Source organism: Bradyrhizobium zhengyangense, from assembly GCF_022012555.1.
GTDB classification, from domain to species: Bacteria; Pseudomonadota; Alphaproteobacteria; order Rhizobiales; family Xanthobacteraceae; genus Bradyrhizobium; species Bradyrhizobium zhengyangense.
The window spans coordinates 2,501-20,253 of record NZ_JAKLTZ010000006.1; the positions used below are offsets into that span (position 1 = coordinate 2,501).

Genomic DNA, 17,753 nt, shown 5'->3' on the forward strand with positions numbered 1-17,753 from the left:
TTCCCTCTCCACGACGGACGTTAGCACCCGCCGTGTGACTCCCGGATAGTACTCTCAGGTATTCGGAGTTTGGTTGGGTTTGGTAAGACGGTAAGTCCCCCTAGCCCATCCAGTGCTCTACCCCCTGAGGTATTCATCCGAGGCGATACCTAAATATCTTTCGCGGAGAACCAGCTATTTCCCAGTTTGATTGGCCTTTCACCCCTAACCACAAGTCATCGGAGCCTTTTTCAACAGGCACCCGTTCGGTCCTCCAGTGAGTGTTACCTCACCTTCAACCTGCTCATGGCTAGATCACTAGGTTTCGGGTCTAATACAACGAACTTGGCGCCCTATTCAGACTCGCTTTCGCTACGCCTTCGCCTATCGGCTTAAGCTTGCTCGTTAAATTAAGTCGCTGGCCCATAATACAAAAGGTACGATGTCACCCAGAACGTATCTTGGGCTCCATCTGTTTGTAGGTGTCCGGTTTCAGGTCTATTTCACTCCCCTCGTCGGGGTGCTTTTCACCTTTCCCTCACGGTACTGGTTCACTATCGGTCGCTGAGGAGTACTTAGGCTTGGAGGGTGGTCCCCCCGTGTTCAGACAGGATTGCACGTGTCCCGCCTTACTCGTGGATACATCATCGCATTACTCGTACGGGGCTATCACCCTCTGAGGCCCAGCTTTCCTGACTGGTTCCGATTGTCTTTGATGTATCACTGGCCTGGTCCGCGTTCGCTCGCCACTACTAACGGAGTCTCTGTTGATGTCCTTTCCTCCAGGTACTTAGATGTTTCAGTTCCCTGGGTTTGCTTGAAACCTCCTATGTATTCAGAAGTCTCATACCTTCTCTTGATAACCGGAAATCCAAAACCTCGCGGTCATGGTCCCGATCATTTCTGGTCGAACACCAAGACACAAGGTCTTGGAGTTCCGGCTATCGAAGGTGGGTTTCCCCATTCGGAAATCCGTGGATCAAAGCTTCTTCGCAGCTCCCCACGGCTTATCGCAGCGTAGCACGTCCTTCATCGCCTCTCAGCGCCAAGGCATCCACCGAACACCCTTAAGGCACTTGATTGCTCTCATTATCAATGTCCACACACTCGGCAGAATGTTGTCTGCAGAATTGCCTTGCGGCACGCGCCCTCGATGAACGCTATCTGCAGCCGGACAATGATTAGAAAGACCAGCTTGCTTCGTAAGATCGTTCCGATAGCGAGGCGGTCAAGCTTCGCTAAAAGGATCATTTTACAACTCTCAGCCAACCTTGCGGTCAGCGTCGAGCGCCGAAAATGATCCGGAGATAATGGAGGATTCGCGCAACAATCTGCTGCACGACCCAACTCGGATCGATCTCCTCTTTACGATGTCAGAAAACACGCATCTTGCTGTCTATCCAGACTAGCAGGATGCGAAGTGATGTTTCGCGGACGACGGTGCACGATCAGTCGATGATCAAACCATCTGGTGGAGCCAGACGGGATCGAACCGACGACCTCATGCTTGCAAAGCACGCGCTCTCCCAGCTGAGCTATGGCCCCGTAACCAGAAGACGAATGCTCACTCGATGAGTGTGGTGGGCCTGGGAAGACTTGAACTTCCGACCTCACGCTTATCAAGCGCGCGCTCTAACCAACTGAGCTACAAGCCCCTAACGCATATCCAGTCAAGGACCAGGGATCTGCAAGGTTGCAGCCCCAGCGCGTGTTCGTCCGCGAAGAAAGAGAAACGTAGACGGCGAAATCCCGCCAATGGAGCTCAACGATCTGGCGATCTGTTGGCCCCTGATGTTTCTAAAACAGCTCGATAGAAGCAAGCTTCTGAAGAGCCATCCTTAGAAAGGAGGTGATCCAGCCGCAGGTTCCCCTACGGCTACCTTGTTACGACTTCACCCCAGTCGCTGACCCTACCGTGGCCGGCTGCCTCCTTGCGGTTAGCGCACCGTCTTCAGGTAAAACCAACTCCCATGGTGTGACGGGCGGTGTGTACAAGGCCCGGGAACGTATTCACCGTGGCGTGCTGATCCACGATTACTAGCGATTCCAACTTCATGGGCTCGAGTTGCAGAGCCCAATCCGAACTGAGACGGCTTTTTGAGATTTGCGAAGGGTCGCCCCTTAGCATCCCATTGTCACCGCCATTGTAGCACGTGTGTAGCCCAGCCCGTAAGGGCCATGAGGACTTGACGTCATCCCCACCTTCCTCGCGGCTTATCACCGGCAGTCTCCTTAGAGTGCTCAACTAAATGGTAGCAACTAAGGACGGGGGTTGCGCTCGTTGCGGGACTTAACCCAACATCTCACGACACGAGCTGACGACAGCCATGCAGCACCTGTGTTCCAGGCTCCGAAGAGAGGGTCACATCTCTGCGACCGGTCCTGGACATGTCAAGGGCTGGTAAGGTTCTGCGCGTTGCGTCGAATTAAACCACATGCTCCACCGCTTGTGCGGGCCCCCGTCAATTCCTTTGAGTTTTAATCTTGCGACCGTACTCCCCAGGCGGAATGCTTAAAGCGTTAGCTGCGCCACTAGTGAGTAAACCCACTAACGGCTGGCATTCATCGTTTACGGCGTGGACTACCAGGGTATCTAATCCTGTTTGCTCCCCACGCTTTCGTGCCTCAGCGTCAGTACCGGGCCAGTGAGCCGCCTTCGCCACTGGTGTTCTTGCGAATATCTACGAATTTCACCTCTACACTCGCAGTTCCACTCACCTCTCCCGGACTCAAGATCTTCAGTATCAAAGGCAGTTCTGGAGTTGAGCTCCAGGATTTCACCCCTGACTTAAAAACCCGCCTACGCACCCTTTACGCCCAGTGATTCCGAGCAACGCTAGCCCCCTTCGTATTACCGCGGCTGCTGGCACGAAGTTAGCCGGGGCTTATTCTTGCGGTACCGTCATTATCTTCCCGCACAAAAGAGCTTTACAACCCTAGGGCCTTCATCACTCACGCGGCATGGCTGGATCAGGGTTGCCCCCATTGTCCAATATTCCCCACTGCTGCCTCCCGTAGGAGTTTGGGCCGTGTCTCAGTCCCAATGTGGCTGATCATCCTCTCAGACCAGCTACTGATCGTCGCCTTGGTAGGCCATTACCCTACCAACTAGCTAATCAGACGCGGGCCGATCTTTCGGCGATAAATCTTTCCCCGTAAGGGCTTATCCGGTATTAGCACAAGTTTCCCTGTGTTGTTCCGAACCAAAAGGTACGTTCCCACGCGTTACTCACCCGTCTGCCGCTGACGTATTGCTACGCCCGCTCGACTTGCATGTGTTAAGCCTGCCGCCAGCGTTCGCTCTGAGCCAGGATCAAACTCTCAAGTTGGACTTGAACTTTGAACCGGCTGATCACAACGTTTGACGAGGTCCCACCATTGTCGACCGAGATCGACTTGCTGTCTGCGATTCACATCGCGGACAACGATGGTGTTTCCTTTGAAACGTGTACCGCCGAAGTCTTTCGTCCTCTCTCAGTACTCAAAAGCCGAAGCTCTTAAGTGGTCCGAGAGGCGCAAGGACTCCGCCGTCCACGTTTCTCTTTCTTCATCTTCACTTGTCAAACAGCCCGGGACCGTGGAGGCCCCAACCTTCCAGAGTGGAAGGGTTCCGACACCCTTACCGACGTCGAATGACTCCAACCGATTGTGTCGGCTGTTGTGTCACTCAACAAGGTGAGGAGCATCAGTGGCGCGTTCGCTCGCCTTGGTCAGTGACCCGGCGGCGCCGCGCTCAGTGGTTGGGGTTATAGGCCCCACCTTCCGGGCTGTCAACGCCAATCGTCAACAAATCGTCGCACAGTGGATTAGCGTAAAAAATCCAATGATCACAGCCAATTAGAGAGACGGAGAGCGAGCGGAGGCGCGCGGCTCGGTAAAAAATCTGAAAAAAAGTTTGGGCCCCGGCGGGCTCCTGAGGGGCCCTGAAGGGGGCGCCTGAGGGGGCGAAAGCGGCCTCGCCCCGTCCCCGGGTCCGGGGGGCCTGCGACGGGTCGTTGAGGAAACTTTTTCCATATTGGGCGCCGTACTAGAGCCACAATCCCGCGGCGTTCTGGTATGAGACAAGCTTGAATCGCGGAGTGCCAGTGGGGGCTGCCAGCGATTTTCATGGGGTTCAGAGAAGGCGATCTGACGATGACGCGGCCTTCTTCGGACATTCGAAAGACATCGAGAGACCTTCACCTGCCCAGCTGTTCGTAACTTCGGCCGGGCCTCATCCGAGGCCTTCTGAGCGCGAGCATTTGTGCGATAAGGCTTTTTCCGAGATGCCCCTGCAAGAGGGCGACCGGAATGAGGCGCTGAAAGCGAAGGTTTCGGGTCGTTGATTGGGGGACTTGGGTTGAACCAGAGGACGTCACGCGGCGCTTACGGGCGTGAGACCGGGATCATCGATCTCGGCCACGAGCCGCCGCTGTCCGTCGATGGTTCGGAAGCCGCCGTCATCGATCGCCGTCGCGTCTCGGTGCAATGGTTCAGCGGCACAATTCTAACCGGACTCTGCGGCGCAGCCCTGATCGGCGGCGCCGTTTTCGCATCTCTCGACGGCGAAATGACCTTCGCCAAGGTGCCGGAGCGGGTCGAGGGCGCGCTGCGCGGAGCCTTTGGCGCGGCCGATCGCACCGTGACGCTGCACAAGAGCGATCGCCTGCCGCCGCCCAGTGACTCGACCGCCTCGCGCAACATCGTCCGCGTCTCGACAGTCGCCCGCGTCGGCAACCGCGACGTGATGCGGGTGCGCCCCTTCATCCGGATCGCCGGCAACCTGTCGATGACGACGAGCGATTTGTCGGCGAAGATTCCGCCGTTCAACGCGCAGCGCATGCTCACCGACGTCGGCTCCGATCCGAAGACCGCGACCGACGATCCGAACAATCCCGAGGCCGTCGAGCCCGACGCGGAGGTCTCCTTCGTCACCAAGGATCTTTCGCCGGTGCTGCCGAAGGCCAAGATTTCCGCGGTGGTGGCGCTCGACGACATCCTGATGCGGGTGCGCGATGCCGCCAATTGGCGCGGCAATGGCGGGGTGCGCTACGCCTCGCTCGCCAATGCCACCGCCGACGTCTCCGGCGCGACCGGCGCATCCGACATGAAGATGGCCTACGCCACCGAAGCGTCGTCATCCGATCCCTATGCCGGTTTCGAGACCCGCGTGGTGCCGGAAAACGTGACGCTGCTGCCGAAGACAAAGGAGCAGATCACCGGCGGCAATCCCAACGGCGAGCGCGTCCATGTCGTCAAGAAGGGCGACAGCGTCGGCTCCGTGCTGCGCGATCTCGGCGCCACGGCCGAGGAGATCAAGGCGATTGCCGCAACGCTCGGCCCCCGCGGCCGCGACGGCGGCCTGAAGGAAGGCGAAAAGCTTCGCATCCTGATGGCGCCCGCAAGCCCCGGCGCAAGGCTGCAGCCCTATCGCGTCGTCGTCGCCAACGACACCGTGGTCGAGGCGATCGCGGCGCTGTCCGATCTCGGCAAATACGTCGCGGTCGACGTGTCCAGCATGAACACCGTCGCCGACGCTACGGCCAACGCCAGCAGCGAAGACGATGACGACGATGACGGCAGCGGCGTGCGGCTCTATCAGAGCATCTACGAAACCGCGATGCGCAACAAAGTGCCGATGCCCGTCATCGACGACATGATCAAGATCTACTCCTACGACGTCGATTTCCAGCGCAAGGTCGCGCCGGGCGACTCGTTCGATGTGTTCTACGCCGGCGAAGACGAGGGCTCGGCGGCGGTCGACAAGAGCGAAGTGCTGTTCGCCTCGCTCACGGTCGGCGGCGAAACCAAGAAATACTACCGCTACCAGAGCCCCGACGACGGCGTCGTCGACTACTACGACGAGACCGGCAAGAGCGCGAAGAAGTTCCTGGTCCGCAAGCCCGTCAACAGCGCCATCATGCGCTCCGGCTTCGGCGGCCGCCGCCATCCGATCCTCGGCTACGTGAAAATGCACACCGGCGTCGACTGGGCCACTGCCTATGGCACGCCGATCTTCGCCGCCGGCAACGGCGTGATCGAGAAGGCGCAGCTCGAAGGCGGCTACGGCAAATACGTCCGCATCAAGCACAACAACGGCTACGAGACGGCCTACGGCCACATGTCAGCCTTCGCCAAGGGCATGGAGCCAGGCAAGAAGGTGCGGCAGGGCCAGGTCATCGGCTTCGTCGGCTCGACGGGCCAGTCAACCGGCCCCCACGTCCACTACGAAATCCTCGTCAACGGCCGCTTCGTCGACCCGATGCGCGTGAAACTGCCGCGCGGCCGTTCGCTGGAAGGCCCGATGCTGTCAGGCTTCGAGAAGGAGCGCGACCGGCTCGATGCGATGATGAGCGGCCGCAACGGCGCCATCGCACGCATGTCGGATGCGACGGGTGGGCCGTTGCAGGTCACGAATCGGTAATTCTCCGGATCAGACGACGACGAAAAAATGCCCCGGAAAGGCGTCGCCTTCCGGGGCATTTTTCACGTCGCAGTGAGCGCTACCGTCAGTTCAGCTTCCGCTTCGACACCGGTGCCTCGAACTGGGCGATCTCCGCGGTCTGCGGCGCCTTGCCGTTGAAGGTCAGCACGTTGCCTTCGGACGAGATCGCGACGCTGTCGCCGTCCTTGACGTCGCCGGCCAGGATCATCTCCGCGAGCGGGTCCTGCAGGTAGCGCTGGATCACCCGCTTGAGCGGCCTTGCGCCATAGGCGGGATCCCAGCCCTTGGCGGCGAGCCAGTCGCGGGCCGCAGCATCGAGCGTCAGCACGATCTTGCGATCGGTCAGCAGCTTCTGGAGCCGGGTGAACTGGATCTCGACGATCCGGCCCATCTCGCTCTTCTGCAAGCGGTGGAACAGGATGATCTCGTCGACGCGGTTGAGGAACTCGGGGCGGAAATGTCCGCGCACCATTCCCATCACCTGATCACGCACGGCAGAGGTATCTTCGCCCTCGGGTTGATTCACCAGATACTCCGAACCGAGGTTCGAGGTCATGATGATCAGCGTATTGCGGAAATCGACCGTACGGCCCTGGCCATCGGTCAGACGGCCGTCGTCGAGCACCTGCAACAGGACGTTGAAGACGTCAGGATGCGCCTTCTCGATCTCGTCGAACAGCACCACCTGATAAGGCCGGCGCCGCACCGCTTCGGTGAGGGCGCCGCCCTCGTCATAACCGACATAGCCCGGAGGCGCGCCGATCAACCGCGAGACCGAGTGCTTCTCCATGTACTCGGACATGTCGAGGCGGACCATCGCGGTCTCGTCGTTGAAGAGATACTCGGCAAGCGCCTTGGTCAGCTCGGTCTTGCCGACGCCGGTGGGGCCCAAGAACATGAACGAGCCGGTCGGCCGGTGCGGGTCCTGCAGGCCTGCGCGCGAACGACGCACGGCGGTCGCGACCGCACGCACGGCCTCAGCCTGGCCGACGACGCGCTGCCCGAGCTGCTCCTCCATCTTCAGGAGCTTCTCCTTCTCGCCCTCCAGCATCTTGTCGACGGGCACGCCGGTCCAGCGCGAGACCACCTGCGCGACGTGGTTGGCGGTGACCGCCTCCTCCATCATCTCGCCGGAACCGTCGCGCGCCTCGATATCGGCGAGCTGCTTCTCGAGCTGCGGGATCCGGCCATAGGCCAGCTCGCCCGCCTTCTGGAATTCGCCGCGCCGCTGCGCATCGGCCAGATCGACGCGCAGGGCGTCGAGCTCCGACTTCAGCTTCTGGGCGTCGGAGAGCTTGTTCTTCTCCGCGCTCCAGCGCGCCGTCAGCGCCGCAGACTTTTCCTCGAGCTCGGCGAGCTCCTTCTGAAGCGACTCAAGACGCGACTTGGAGCCGAGATCGCTTTCCTTCTTGAGCGCTTCCTGCTCGATCTTGAGCCGGATGATTTCCCGATCCATCGAATCCAGCTCTTCCGGCTTGGAATCGACCTGCATCTTCAGCCGCGCCGCGGCCTCGTCCATGAGGTCGATCGCCTTGTCCGGCAGGAAGCGGTCGGTGATGTAGCGGTTGGACAGCGTCGTGGCGGCAACAAGCGCGGAATCCGTGATCCGCACGCCATGGTGCTGCTCGTACTTGTCCTTCAATCCGCGCAGGATCGAGATCGTATCCTCGACCGAGGGCTCGCTGACGAAGATCGGCTGGAAGCGACGCGCCAGCGCCGCATCCTTCTCGACGTGCTTCTGATACTCGTCGAGCGTGGTCGCACCGATACAGTGCAGCTCGCCGCGCGCGAGCGCCGGCTTGAGCAAATTGGAGGCGTCCATCGCGCCGTCGCCCTTGCCGGCGCCGATCAGCGTGTGCATCTCGTCGATGAACAGGATGAAGGTCCCCTCGCTGCCAGTAACCTCCTGGAGCACGGCCTTCAGCCGCTCCTCGAACTCGCCGCGATACTTTGCGCCGGCGATCAATGCGCCGAGGTCAAGCGACAGCAGCTTCTTGTCCTTGAGGCTCTCGGGCACATCGCCGTTGACGATGCGCAGCGCCAAGCCTTCGGCGATGGCGGTCTTGCCGACGCCGGGCTCACCGATCAGGACGGGATTGTTCTTGGTCCGGCGCGAGAGCACTTGAATCGTACGGCGGATCTCCTCGTCGCGGCCGATGACCGGGTCGAGCTTGCCGTCGCGCGCAGCCTGGGTCAGGTCGCGGGCATATTTCTTCAGCGCGTCATAGGCGTTCTCGGCCGTCGCGGAGTCAGCCGTGCGGCCCTTGCGCAGCGCCTCGATCGCGGCGTTGAGATTTTGCGGGGTAACGCCGCCCTTGTTCAGGATGGTGCCGGCTTCGCTGTTCTTTTCGAGCGTCAGCCCGAGCAGCAACCGCTCGACGGTGACAAAGCTGTCGCCCGCCTTCTCGCCGGCCTTTTCGGCCGCGTCGAAGGTGCGCGCGAGCTCGGGCGCCAAATAGATCTGCCCGGCGCCGCCGCCGCTGACCTTCGGCACCTTGCCCAGGGCGTCCTCGGTCGCCTTCAGGATTGCGCGGGAATTGCCGCCGGCGCGGTCGATGAGGCCGGCAGCCAGGCCTTCATTGTCATCCAGCAGCACCTTCAGCATGTGCAGAGTGGAAAACTGCTGATGCCCTTCGCGCACCGCAAGCGACTGCGCGGACTGGATGAAGCCCCTGGAGCGTTCGGTATATTTGTCGATATTCATGGTCTTTTCTGTCCCTCGGCCTGCCCTCGGGGCCCTCTAAGGCACCCCAAACGGCATCTTCATTGGGTTTCCGGTACCCGCGTTGACTTTCCTCAACCGGCAACGGTCGTTATCAGCCGGCGCTGGCGCCGGCCTGACCCAGATGTGGGAAGCGGGCCCGCAGACCGAAAGAGGCGACTTCACAATTTCGTGCGCAGATCGGCCGGCTTGGCGGGTGCGGGTCGAATCCCCTAAGTAGCGGCATGACAGCCAGCCAGACTGCCGAAATCAACGGCCTTTACCGCTACCCGATCAAGGGCCTGACGCCGGAATCCCTGCTCCGGGTCGTCGTGCGGTCGGGCCAGACCCTTCCCGCCGACCGCCGCTATGCCATCGAGAACGGCCCCAGCGGTTTCGACCCTGAAGCCCCCGAGTGGAGGCCGAAAATCCAGTTCCTGATGCTGGCGCGCAACGAGCGCCTGGCCTCTCTCGACAGCCGGTTCGAGGACGCGACCAATCGCCTGACCATCCGCAAGGACGGCCAGATCGTCGTCAGCGGCGATCTCGAGACCGCCGCCGGGCGTGCGGCGATCGAGGCCTACTTCACGGAGAACTTTCGGCCGGAGCTGAAGGGCCCGCCCAAGGTTCTGTCAGGTCGCGATCACAGTTTTTCGGACGTCGCCCGCAAGGTCGTCTCGATCATCAATCTCAACAGCGTCCGCGCCATAGAGACCATGCTTGGTGGCGTTGCCGTCAATCCCCTGCGCTTCCGCGCCAATCTTTACGTGGATGGCTGGCCGGCCTGGTCCGAGCTCGACCTCGTCGGCCAGACGCTCGCAATCGGACAGGCGCGGCTGAAGGTGATCAAGCGCATCGTCCGCTGCCCGGCCACGAACGTGGACCCGGTGACGGCGAAGCGCGATCTCGAGATACCACCGACGCTCTCGCGCCATCTCGGCCACATGGATTGCGGCATCTATGCCGAGGTGGTCGCCGACGGCGAGATTGGCGTGGGGGATGCGGTCGCGGTGGAGCAGCCGCAGCTCGTGTGAGCTTCGTAGGGTGGGTTAGCCCCGCGATTGCGCCCAGCGCAATTCGCACGGCGTAACCCACCACTTCTATCACCGCGGCGACCAAAGAGGTGGGTTACGCCAGCGGATCGCGCTTCGCGCGACCGTTAGCTAACCCACCCTACGGCACCGTCGTCAATTCGGCATCACATACGCATAGATCCGGCCGCGCGAAATCGGGGCTTCGCGAACGCGGTTGCCGTTGTTGCCGGAAATCATGATCGGATTGCCCTGCGCATCGATGCCGGTGATGATGCCGACATGACCGCCGCGGCGACCGCGCGACATCACTGCGATGGCGCCGACCTGCGGGCCGGAGACGCGCGTGCCGTAATGCGCAAACGAGTTCGCCATGTCCGATCCGGTGCCTTGGTGGCCGGTTTTCTCGAGCACCATGTTCATGAAACGCGCGCACCACAGGCTGCCGCGGCCCGTCGGGTTGCCGCCGAGATAGCGGCGTGCCTCGGACACGAGGCCCGAACCACCACCGAAGCCACTGCTCGCGCCGACACTGGCGCTCGGATCATAGCTGGCCTGCGTGTTGCCGAATCCACCCGCCTGCAACGCAGCCGCGCTGCGCTCGAAGCGCGAGCCGCGGGCCGAGTGCCTGACGTGATGATGTCTGCTGGCGTGATGCACGTAAGCGTGCCGCTCTGCGCTATGACGATGATGCGGCCGCGCCGAGGCCGGAGAAACGAACGCGGCAAGAGCCGCGAAGAACATCGCCAGCGCGACAACACGACGCGACAGGCGAGACGCAAACAACTCAAACATTCTTCATCCTTCGTTGACACCCCCACTTCCCAAAGTCGGCCCGTGCGATGGCCAACATCGATAGGGCCGTTAAGCCATCCGATGTGGCGAGAAAAAGACGCTGCGGCAGCGAATAGCTGCGATGATTTTGCGGCAATGCTCTGATGGAGCTGCCTTATTGCGGACATCTGCATTAACTGCGATCCTGAAGGTGCGGCTTGAAGAGAGGGAAACGGTTAATGCCCCACGCCACGACCAGGGACGACGTCCGCATCTATTTCGAAGAGGCAGGTCAGGGAACGCCGATCATTTTTCTGCACGAGTTCGCGGCCGACTACACCAATTGGGAGCCGCAGATGCGCTACTTCTCGCGCGGCCACCGCTGCATCACCTATTCCGCACGCGGCTACACGCCATCTGACGTGCCCAATGGCGAGGTCTACACCTACACTCACTTCTACACCGATGCGCTGGCTGTGCTCGATCATCTCGGAATCGAGCGCGCGCATCTCGTCGGCCTGTCGATGGGCGCGTACTCGTCGCTCCAGATCGGATTGAACGCGCCGCAGCGCGCGATGTCGATGACACTCGCAGGTGTCGGCTCAGGCTCGGAGCTCGAGACTCTCGACGCCTGGCGCAAGCAGTGCCGCGCCAATGCCGAGCAATTCGAGACGCTGGGCTCGGCTGAAGTCGCAAAGATCACGCGCGAGGCGCCGAGCCGTATTCCCTTCCTGGTGAAAGACCCGCGCGGTCATGCGGATTTCTATGCCGCACTGGCGCGGCACGATTCCAGGGGATCGGCCAACACGATGCGCGGCTTTCAGGGCGGGCGGCCGTCGATCTACACGCTGACGGATGCGATCAGGAAGATAGCAACGCCGGCATTGATCATCTGCGGCGATGAGGACGATCCCTGCATCGGGGCGAGCCTGTTCTTGAAGAAACATCTGCCGGCCGCGGGCCTCGCGATGTTTCCGAAGTCCGGTCATGTGCTCAATCTGGAAGAGCCGGCGTTGTTCAACGAGAGCGTGGCGCGGTTCGTGACATTGGTGGAAGCGGGACGGTGGCCCGCGCGCGATCCTCGGTCGCTGACCGCGCACTAGGGTGACGGCGCCGCCGCGCACTCCGTCATTGCGAGCGCAGCGAGGCAATCCAGAGACCCTCCGCAGAGACAGTCTGGATTGCTTCGTCGCAGCGGCGCAAAATTGCTACGCAATATTGTCGCGAGCTCCTCGCAATGACGAGAAGCTATTTCCCCTGGCCGCGGCTCAACAGAAACACGCCCTGCTCGCCGAACAGATTCCACACCCACCATGGCAATCGCAGCCGCAGCGGACGGCCGTAGAGATCGAGCGCTTCGGCGCGTTCCATCTTGACGTGGATCTCGTCGCAGAGCTCGACGAAGTCCTTGATGGTGCAGAAATGGATGTTGGCGGTGTCGTACCAGCTCGCCGGCAGATTCTCCGTGCGGGGCATGTGGCCGCCGACCAGGAGCTGGAGGCGCATCCGCCAGAAGCCGAAATTGGGGAACGAGACGATGGCGCGGCGGCCGATGCGCAGCAGGTTTTCCAGCACGACCTTGGGCTGACGCGTCGCTTGCAGCGTCTGCGACAGGATCACGTAGTCGAAGGCATCATCGGGATAGTTGACGAGGTCGGTGTCGGCATCGCCTTGCACCACGGCGAGGCCCTTTGCGACGCAGCGATTGACGCCCTCGCGCGATAATTCGATGCCGCGGCCGTCGATGCCGCGGGTCTCCAGCAGTTGAAGCAGATCGCCATCGCCGCAGCCGACGTCGAGCACCTTCGAGCCCGGCTTGACCATTTCGGCCACCAGCAGATGGTCGGCGCGAAATGGGCCGGACTGCTCGGAGGCAAGGCCGTTCAGCGGCAGCACTTGCTGTACAGACATCGCTAGCCGTCCTTGTTCGTGAGCCCGCGCGCCTTGCCCGCCGATTGCAGGAAGGCACGGGAGATATCGAAGAACTCGGGCACGTCGAGCAGGAAGGCGTCATGGCCGCGATCGGTCTCGATCTCGGCAAACGACACCCGCGCGCTCGACGCGTTCAGCGCGTGCACCAGCGCGCGCGATTCAGAGGTCGGGAACAGCCAGTCGCTGGTAAAGGAGACCACGCAGAACCGCGTCTCGATCCCCGCGAACGCCTTCGCCAGCGCTCCGCCATGATCGGCGGCGATGTCGAAATAATCCATCGCGCGCGTCAGATAGAGATAGGAGTTGGCGTCGAAGCGCTCGACGAAGGACGAGCCCTGGTAGCGCAGATAGGACTCCACCTGGAAATCGGCGTCGAACGAGAAGGTCGGCAGCTCGCGGTCCTGCATGCGGCGGCCGAACTTGCGATGCAGCGCCGCGTCCGAGAGATAGGTGATGTGCGCGGCCATGCGCGCGACCGCGAGGCCGCGATGCGGATGGATGCCCTGATCGGCATAGGCGCCGTTGTGCCAGTCGGGATCGGCCATCACGGCCTGGCGGCCGAGCTCGTGGAAGGCGATGTTCTGCGCCGAGTGCCGGGTCGAACAGGCGATCGCCAGCGCGGAGTAGACGCGGCTCGGATAGGCCGCGGTCCATTGCAACACCTGCATGCCGCCCATCGAGCCGCCGACGACGGCAAACAGCGTATCGATGCCGAGCCGGTCGATCAGCATAGCCTGCGCGCGCACCATGTCGGGGATGGTGATGACAGGGAAATCCAGGCCCCACACCTTGCCGGTGGCGGGATTGATCGAGGCGGGCCCGGTCGAGCCCATGCAGCCGCCGATCACATTGGAGCAGATGATGAAGTACTTGCCGGGATCGAGCGGCCGGCCGGGACCGACCAGCGTCTCCCACCAGCCGGGCTTGCCGGTGACCGGATGCACATTGGCGACGTGTTGATCGCCGGTCAGTGCATGGCAGATCAGCACCGCGTTGGAGCGATCGGCGTTGAGCTCGCCATAGGTCTTGTAGGCGATCTGGAACGGGGTGAGATCGATGCCGCAGTCGAGCCGCAACGGCTGCTCGGCGCCAAACAGCGCGACCTCCGAACTCGGATGATCGACCTCATGCGACCGATCGTCGGCACTGATCGTGGGACTTGGGACCGTAGGACTTGGGACAGACTTGACGCCAACCATCTCTGACCATCGACCTTGTTTGCGATCGGACTTCAGATCGCGACTGACATCAGGCCATGAAAAACCCGGCCTGAACGATAGGTTCGGCCGGGATCGGAAGCGTCCCCGGCCTGTTTAGCGAGTTTTTTAACGTGGCTGCAAGCCGGCCGGCTCAAATGACCACGGAACAGGGAAAAACCTACTGGCTTGGGCTGATTTCGTCAAGTCGCGGTCCGGATTGGGCAAAACAGCCTCTCACCTGGCAGCCTTACAGGCCGTCATTTCTCTTTGCTTTCGCCGCCCTGACTGCCTAATCAGGACATTGACCGCAGTGGATCCGAGCTACCCAACGGGCTTGGCCGATCCGCATTGGAACGCCTCTCAACAGCTTTAGTCAGATATGTCCCAACGTCCGCCCGCGCCACCATCGCTCCAGGAATTGCGCAAGGAGATCGACGCGATCGACGAGGCCATGCATCGCCTGTTGATGCAGCGCGGCGACATTATCGACCGCCTGATCCAGGTGAAGCAGACCCAGGAGGTCGGCTCGGCGTTCCGGCCCGCGCGCGAGGCCTCGATGATGCGCGAGATCGTGCAGCGCCATCGCGGCATCCTGCCGCTCGACACGGTCGAGAGCATCTGGCGCGTCATCATCTCGACCTTCACCTATGTCCAGGCGCCGTTCTCCGTGCATGCCGACATCTCGGCGAGCGAGCCCGCGATGCGCGATTCCGTGCGCTTCCATTTCGGCTTCACGGTGCCTTACGTCGCGCATTTCAGTGCGCAGGCCGCGGTCGAGGCGGTGGCGAAATCCAAGGGTGACCTGGCACTCGTCTCGGCGACGTCTAGCCGCACGCCGTGGTGGCTGGAGCTGGAAGCGGTGGGCGCACCGAAGATCATCGCGCGCATGCCCTTCGTCGAGCGCGCCGACCATCCGGCCTCACTGCCCGTGTTCGCGATCTCGCGCGTGGCCGACAGCGCCGTTGTGACGGAGGTCGAGACCTTCAGCGTGCGCGTGTCGGGGTGGAACGCCGAGGTCGCGCGGGCGCTGTCGCCGCTCGCCGACATCGTAGCGGTGCCGGATACCGCCTTCGACGGCGCGGCGCTGCTGGTCTCGGTCACATCAGACACCAACATCGACAAGATCAGGGCTGCCTTGATCGAAGCGGGGGCCTCGGTGCGCTCCACGGCCCTCGTCGGCAGCCACGCAACGCGCTATACGGTGCCCCCGACCGGGCCGAAATCGTAAATCGCGTACCGCCTGAAGCCTATCCGGAGTTGAAGATGTCCCGCCCCGTGCCGAATCCCGGCATTCTCGATATTGCCCCCTACACGCCCGGCAAGACTCCGGTCGCCGAGCCGGGCCGCAAGGTGTTCAAGCTCTCGGCCAACGAGACGCCGTTCGGACCCTCGCCCAAGGCAATCGAGGCCTTCAGGCACGTCGCGGATCATCTGGAGGACTACCCGGAAGGAACCTCGCGTGTGCTCCGGGAGGCGATCGGCCGCCACTACGGGCTCGATCCCAACCGCATCATCTGCGGCGCCGGCTCGGACGAGATCCTCAATCTGCTTGCTCACACCTATCTCAGCCACGGCGACGAGGCGATCTCGACCACGCACGGCTTCCTGGTCTACCCGATCGCCACCATGGCGGTCGGCGCCAAGAATGTCGTTGCGACCGAGAAAAACCTCACCTGCGACGTCGACGCGATCCTGAATGCCGTGACGCCGAAGACAAAGCTGGTCTGGCTCGCGAACCCCAATAACCCGACCGGCACCTATATCCCGTTCGACGAGGTCAAGCGCCTGCGCGCCGGCCTGCCCTCGCATGTGCTGCTGGTGCTTGACGCCGCCTATTGTGACTACGTCTCGCGCAACGATTACGAGATGGGGATCGAGCTGGTCGCCACCACCGAGAACACGGTGGTGACGCACACCTTCTCCAAGATCCACGGCCTTGCGGCGCTGCGCGTCGGCTGGATGTTCGGCCCCGAGCACATCATCGACGCCGTCAACCGCATCCGCGGCCCCTTCAACGTGTCGACGCCGGCAATGTATGCCGCGGTCGCCGCGATCGAGGACACCGCGCATCAGGCGATGTCGAAGCAGTTCACTGAGACCTGGCGCAACTGGCTTACGGAGGAGATCACCAAGCTCGGGCTGAAGGTGACGCCCGGCGTCGCCAATTTCGTGCTGATCCACTTCCCGCAAGAAGGCAAGACGTCGGATGCGGCAGACGCCTATCTCACCAAGCGTGGCCTCGTGCTGCGCGCGCTGAAGAACTATGGCCTGCACCATCAGCTGCGCATGACCATCGGTACCGAGGAGGCCAACCGCCTCGTCGTCGAAGCCTTGCGCGACTTCATGGCCGGCAAATGAGCGTGGACCCGCACTTCCAGCGCGTCGCCCTGATCGGCTTCGGCCTGATCGGCGGCTCGATCGCGCGCGCTGCGAAGCTTCAAGGCCTGGCCGGCGAGATCGTCACCACCGCGCGCTCGGAGAAGACGCGCGCGCGCGTGCTCGAGCTCGGCATCGTCGACAAAGTCGTGGCGACCAATGCGGAAGCGGTGAAGGATGCCGATCTCGTCATCCTCTGCATTCCCGTCGGCGCCTGCGGGCCGGTGGCGCAGGAGATTGCTGCGCATCTGAAGCCCGGCGCCGTCATCTCCGACGTCGGCTCGGTCAAGGGCGCTGTCGTCAAGGACATGGCGCCGCATCTGCCGAAGAACGTTCATTTCGTGCCGGCGCACCCCGTCGCCGGCACCGAGCATTCGGGTCCTGATTCCGGCTTTGCCGAGCTGTTCATCAATCGCTGGTGCATCCTGACACCGCCTGAAGGTACCGACGCCGAGGCGACCGCGCATCTGCGCGCATTCTGGGCGGCGATGGGCGCCAAGGTCGAGGTGATGACGCCGGATCATCATGATCTCGTGCTCGCGATCACCAGCCATCTGCCGCATCTGATCGCCTATACCATCGTCGGCACGGCCGACGAGCTGGCGCAGGTGACCGAGTCCGAAGTCATCAAATTCTCCGCGGGCGGCTTCCGCGACTTCACCCGCATCGCGGCGTCAGATCCGACGATGTGGCGCGACGTCTTCCTCGCCAACAAGGATGCGGTGCTGGAGATGCTCGGCACCTTCACCGAGGATCTGGCAAAACTCACCCGCGCGATCCGTCGCGGCGACGGCGAGGCGCTGTTCGACCATTTCACCCGCACCCGCGCCATCCGTCGCGGCATCGTCGAGATCGGCCAGGATTCGGCCGCAGCAGACTTCGGCCGCCAGCATGGGCAGCTCGACAAGAAGCAGAGCTAGCGGCGATCCCTCACCCGCGCGATGCGGCGCCGCCCGGCAAGACCGGCGCCAATCTGCAGGCACACGCCCAGCATCCAGGTGGCGCCGAACAACAGATTGTCCGCGGCATCGGACGTCTCGTCGAACACGAAGGCGTAAAGCGCGAGCAGGCCGGCTCCCGCCGCGAGGAACGTGCCGGTCGCGCTGGCAAGACCGATCAAGGGAGCGCGCGGAATGTCGATCCCGAGATATGCGCCGATCATCCCGAGCACGATCAGAAGAAGCGTGAACTCGACGGTGTCGAACCAGGGCAGCTCGGCCCGCATCAACAAGGCCGCGACAAAGGTCGCACCAACCGCGCCCGACATCGCCAGGCCAAGCCGGGCGACGATTTGCGCGAGCCGAAGGATCAGAAGACCGTCGGACAATTGCCACTCA

At 62.2% G+C, this 17,753-nt stretch carries 11 protein-coding genes, 2 tRNA genes, 2 rRNA genes and 1 riboswitch (1 of these 16 cut by a window edge); of the genes, 6 read left to right on the plus strand and 9 right to left on the minus strand.

The window, feature by feature from the left end; all coding sequences use genetic code 11:
• The 4 genes from L6639_RS22850 to L6639_RS22865 all read right to left on the minus strand — a co-directional run.
• Window positions 1-1,061 (minus strand): 23S ribosomal RNA (locus L6639_RS22850) (it extends 1,785 nt beyond the left edge of the window).
• Window positions 1,062-1,448: 387 nt separating this feature from the next.
• Window positions 1,449-1,524, minus strand: a tRNA-Ala gene (locus L6639_RS22855).
• A gap of 33 nt (window positions 1,525-1,557) precedes the next feature.
• Window positions 1,558-1,634: transfer RNA gene (locus L6639_RS22860), tRNA-Ile, on the minus strand.
• A gap of 187 nt (window positions 1,635-1,821) precedes the next feature.
• A 16S ribosomal RNA gene (locus L6639_RS22865) occupies window positions 1,822-3,308 on the minus strand.
• Together the 16S and 23S rRNA genes with 2 tRNA genes alongside form the textbook arrangement of a ribosomal RNA operon.
• 1,010 nt (window positions 3,309-4,318) lie before the next feature.
• On the opposite strand from L6639_RS22865, the gene L6639_RS22870 reads away from it, so the two are divergent.
• Complete coding sequence (locus L6639_RS22870) at window positions 4,319-6,382, plus strand: M23 family metallopeptidase (protein WP_237863895.1); 2,064 nt, start codon at window positions 4,319-4,321, stop codon at window positions 6,380-6,382.
• An 85-nt stretch (window positions 6,383-6,467) separates the two neighbouring features.
• On the opposite strand, the gene clpB is transcribed toward L6639_RS22870, so the two are convergent.
• Window positions 6,468-9,107, minus strand: coding sequence for an ATP-dependent chaperone ClpB (gene clpB / locus L6639_RS22875; RefSeq protein WP_237863896.1), 2,640 nt, complete (start codon window positions 9,105-9,107; stop codon window positions 6,468-6,470).
• Between the two features lie 242 nt (window positions 9,108-9,349).
• On the opposite strand from clpB, the gene L6639_RS22880 reads away from it, so the two are divergent.
• Entirely contained in the window at window positions 9,350-10,138 is a 789-nt protein-coding gene (locus tag L6639_RS22880; RefSeq protein WP_237863897.1) for an MOSC domain-containing protein, read from the plus strand.
• A gap of 153 nt (window positions 10,139-10,291) precedes the next feature.
• Here L6639_RS22880 and L6639_RS22885 read toward each other — a convergent pair whose 3' ends face one another.
• On the minus strand, window positions 10,292-10,930 hold the full coding sequence (locus L6639_RS22885; RefSeq protein WP_237863898.1) for a TIGR02594 family protein: 639 nt from the start codon (window positions 10,928-10,930) through the stop codon (window positions 10,292-10,294).
• A 218-nt stretch (window positions 10,931-11,148) separates the two neighbouring features.
• Between L6639_RS22885 and L6639_RS22890 the strand changes: the two genes are divergently transcribed.
• The gene (locus L6639_RS22890) at window positions 11,149-12,012 is read left to right on the plus strand and encodes an alpha/beta fold hydrolase (RefSeq protein WP_237863899.1); all 864 of its coding nucleotides are present in this window, start codon (window positions 11,149-11,151) and stop codon (window positions 12,010-12,012) included.
• A 145-nt stretch (window positions 12,013-12,157) separates the two neighbouring features.
• Here the strand turns inward: L6639_RS22890 and metW are convergent, their stop codons facing one another.
• On the minus strand, window positions 12,158-12,820 hold the full coding sequence (gene metW / locus L6639_RS22895) for a methionine biosynthesis protein MetW (RefSeq protein WP_237863900.1): 663 nt from the start codon (window positions 12,818-12,820) through the stop codon (window positions 12,158-12,160).
• A 2-nt stretch (window positions 12,821-12,822) separates the two neighbouring features.
• Window positions 12,823-14,040, minus strand: coding sequence for a homoserine O-acetyltransferase MetX (gene metX, locus L6639_RS22900; protein ID WP_237863901.1), 1,218 nt, complete (start codon window positions 14,038-14,040; stop codon window positions 12,823-12,825).
• Window positions 14,041-14,133: 93 nt separating this feature from the next.
• Window positions 14,134-14,213, minus strand: a riboswitch (SAM riboswitch).
• 206 nt (window positions 14,214-14,419) lie between these two features.
• Between metX and L6639_RS22905 the strand changes: the two genes are divergently transcribed.
• The 3 genes from L6639_RS22905 to L6639_RS22915 are packed head-to-tail and all read left to right on the plus strand — an operon-like array spanning window position 14,420 to window position 17,336.
• A complete protein-coding gene (locus tag L6639_RS22905; protein WP_237863902.1) occupies window positions 14,420-15,268 on the plus strand; it encodes a chorismate mutase in 849 nt (282 codons plus the stop codon).
• A gap of 35 nt (window positions 15,269-15,303) precedes the next feature.
• Window positions 15,304-16,398, plus strand: coding sequence for a histidinol-phosphate transaminase (gene hisC / locus L6639_RS22910; RefSeq protein ID WP_237863903.1), 1,095 nt, complete (start codon window positions 15,304-15,306; stop codon window positions 16,396-16,398).
• Window positions 16,395-17,336 carry a prephenate/arogenate dehydrogenase family protein gene (locus L6639_RS22915; protein WP_237863904.1) on the plus strand — a complete coding sequence of 314 codons (942 nt, stop codon included), beginning with the start codon at window positions 16,395-16,397 and terminating at the stop codon, window positions 17,334-17,336. Before hisC ends, L6639_RS22915 begins: the two co-directional genes overlap by 4 nt.
• On the opposite strand, the gene L6639_RS22920 is transcribed toward L6639_RS22915, so the two are convergent.
• A complete protein-coding gene (locus tag L6639_RS22920; RefSeq protein ID WP_237863905.1) occupies window positions 17,333-17,743 on the minus strand; it encodes a hypothetical protein in 411 nt (136 codons plus the stop codon). The two genes, L6639_RS22915 and L6639_RS22920, sit on opposite strands and share 4 nt — an antisense overlap.
• Between the last annotated feature and the right edge of the window lie 10 nt (window positions 17,744-17,753).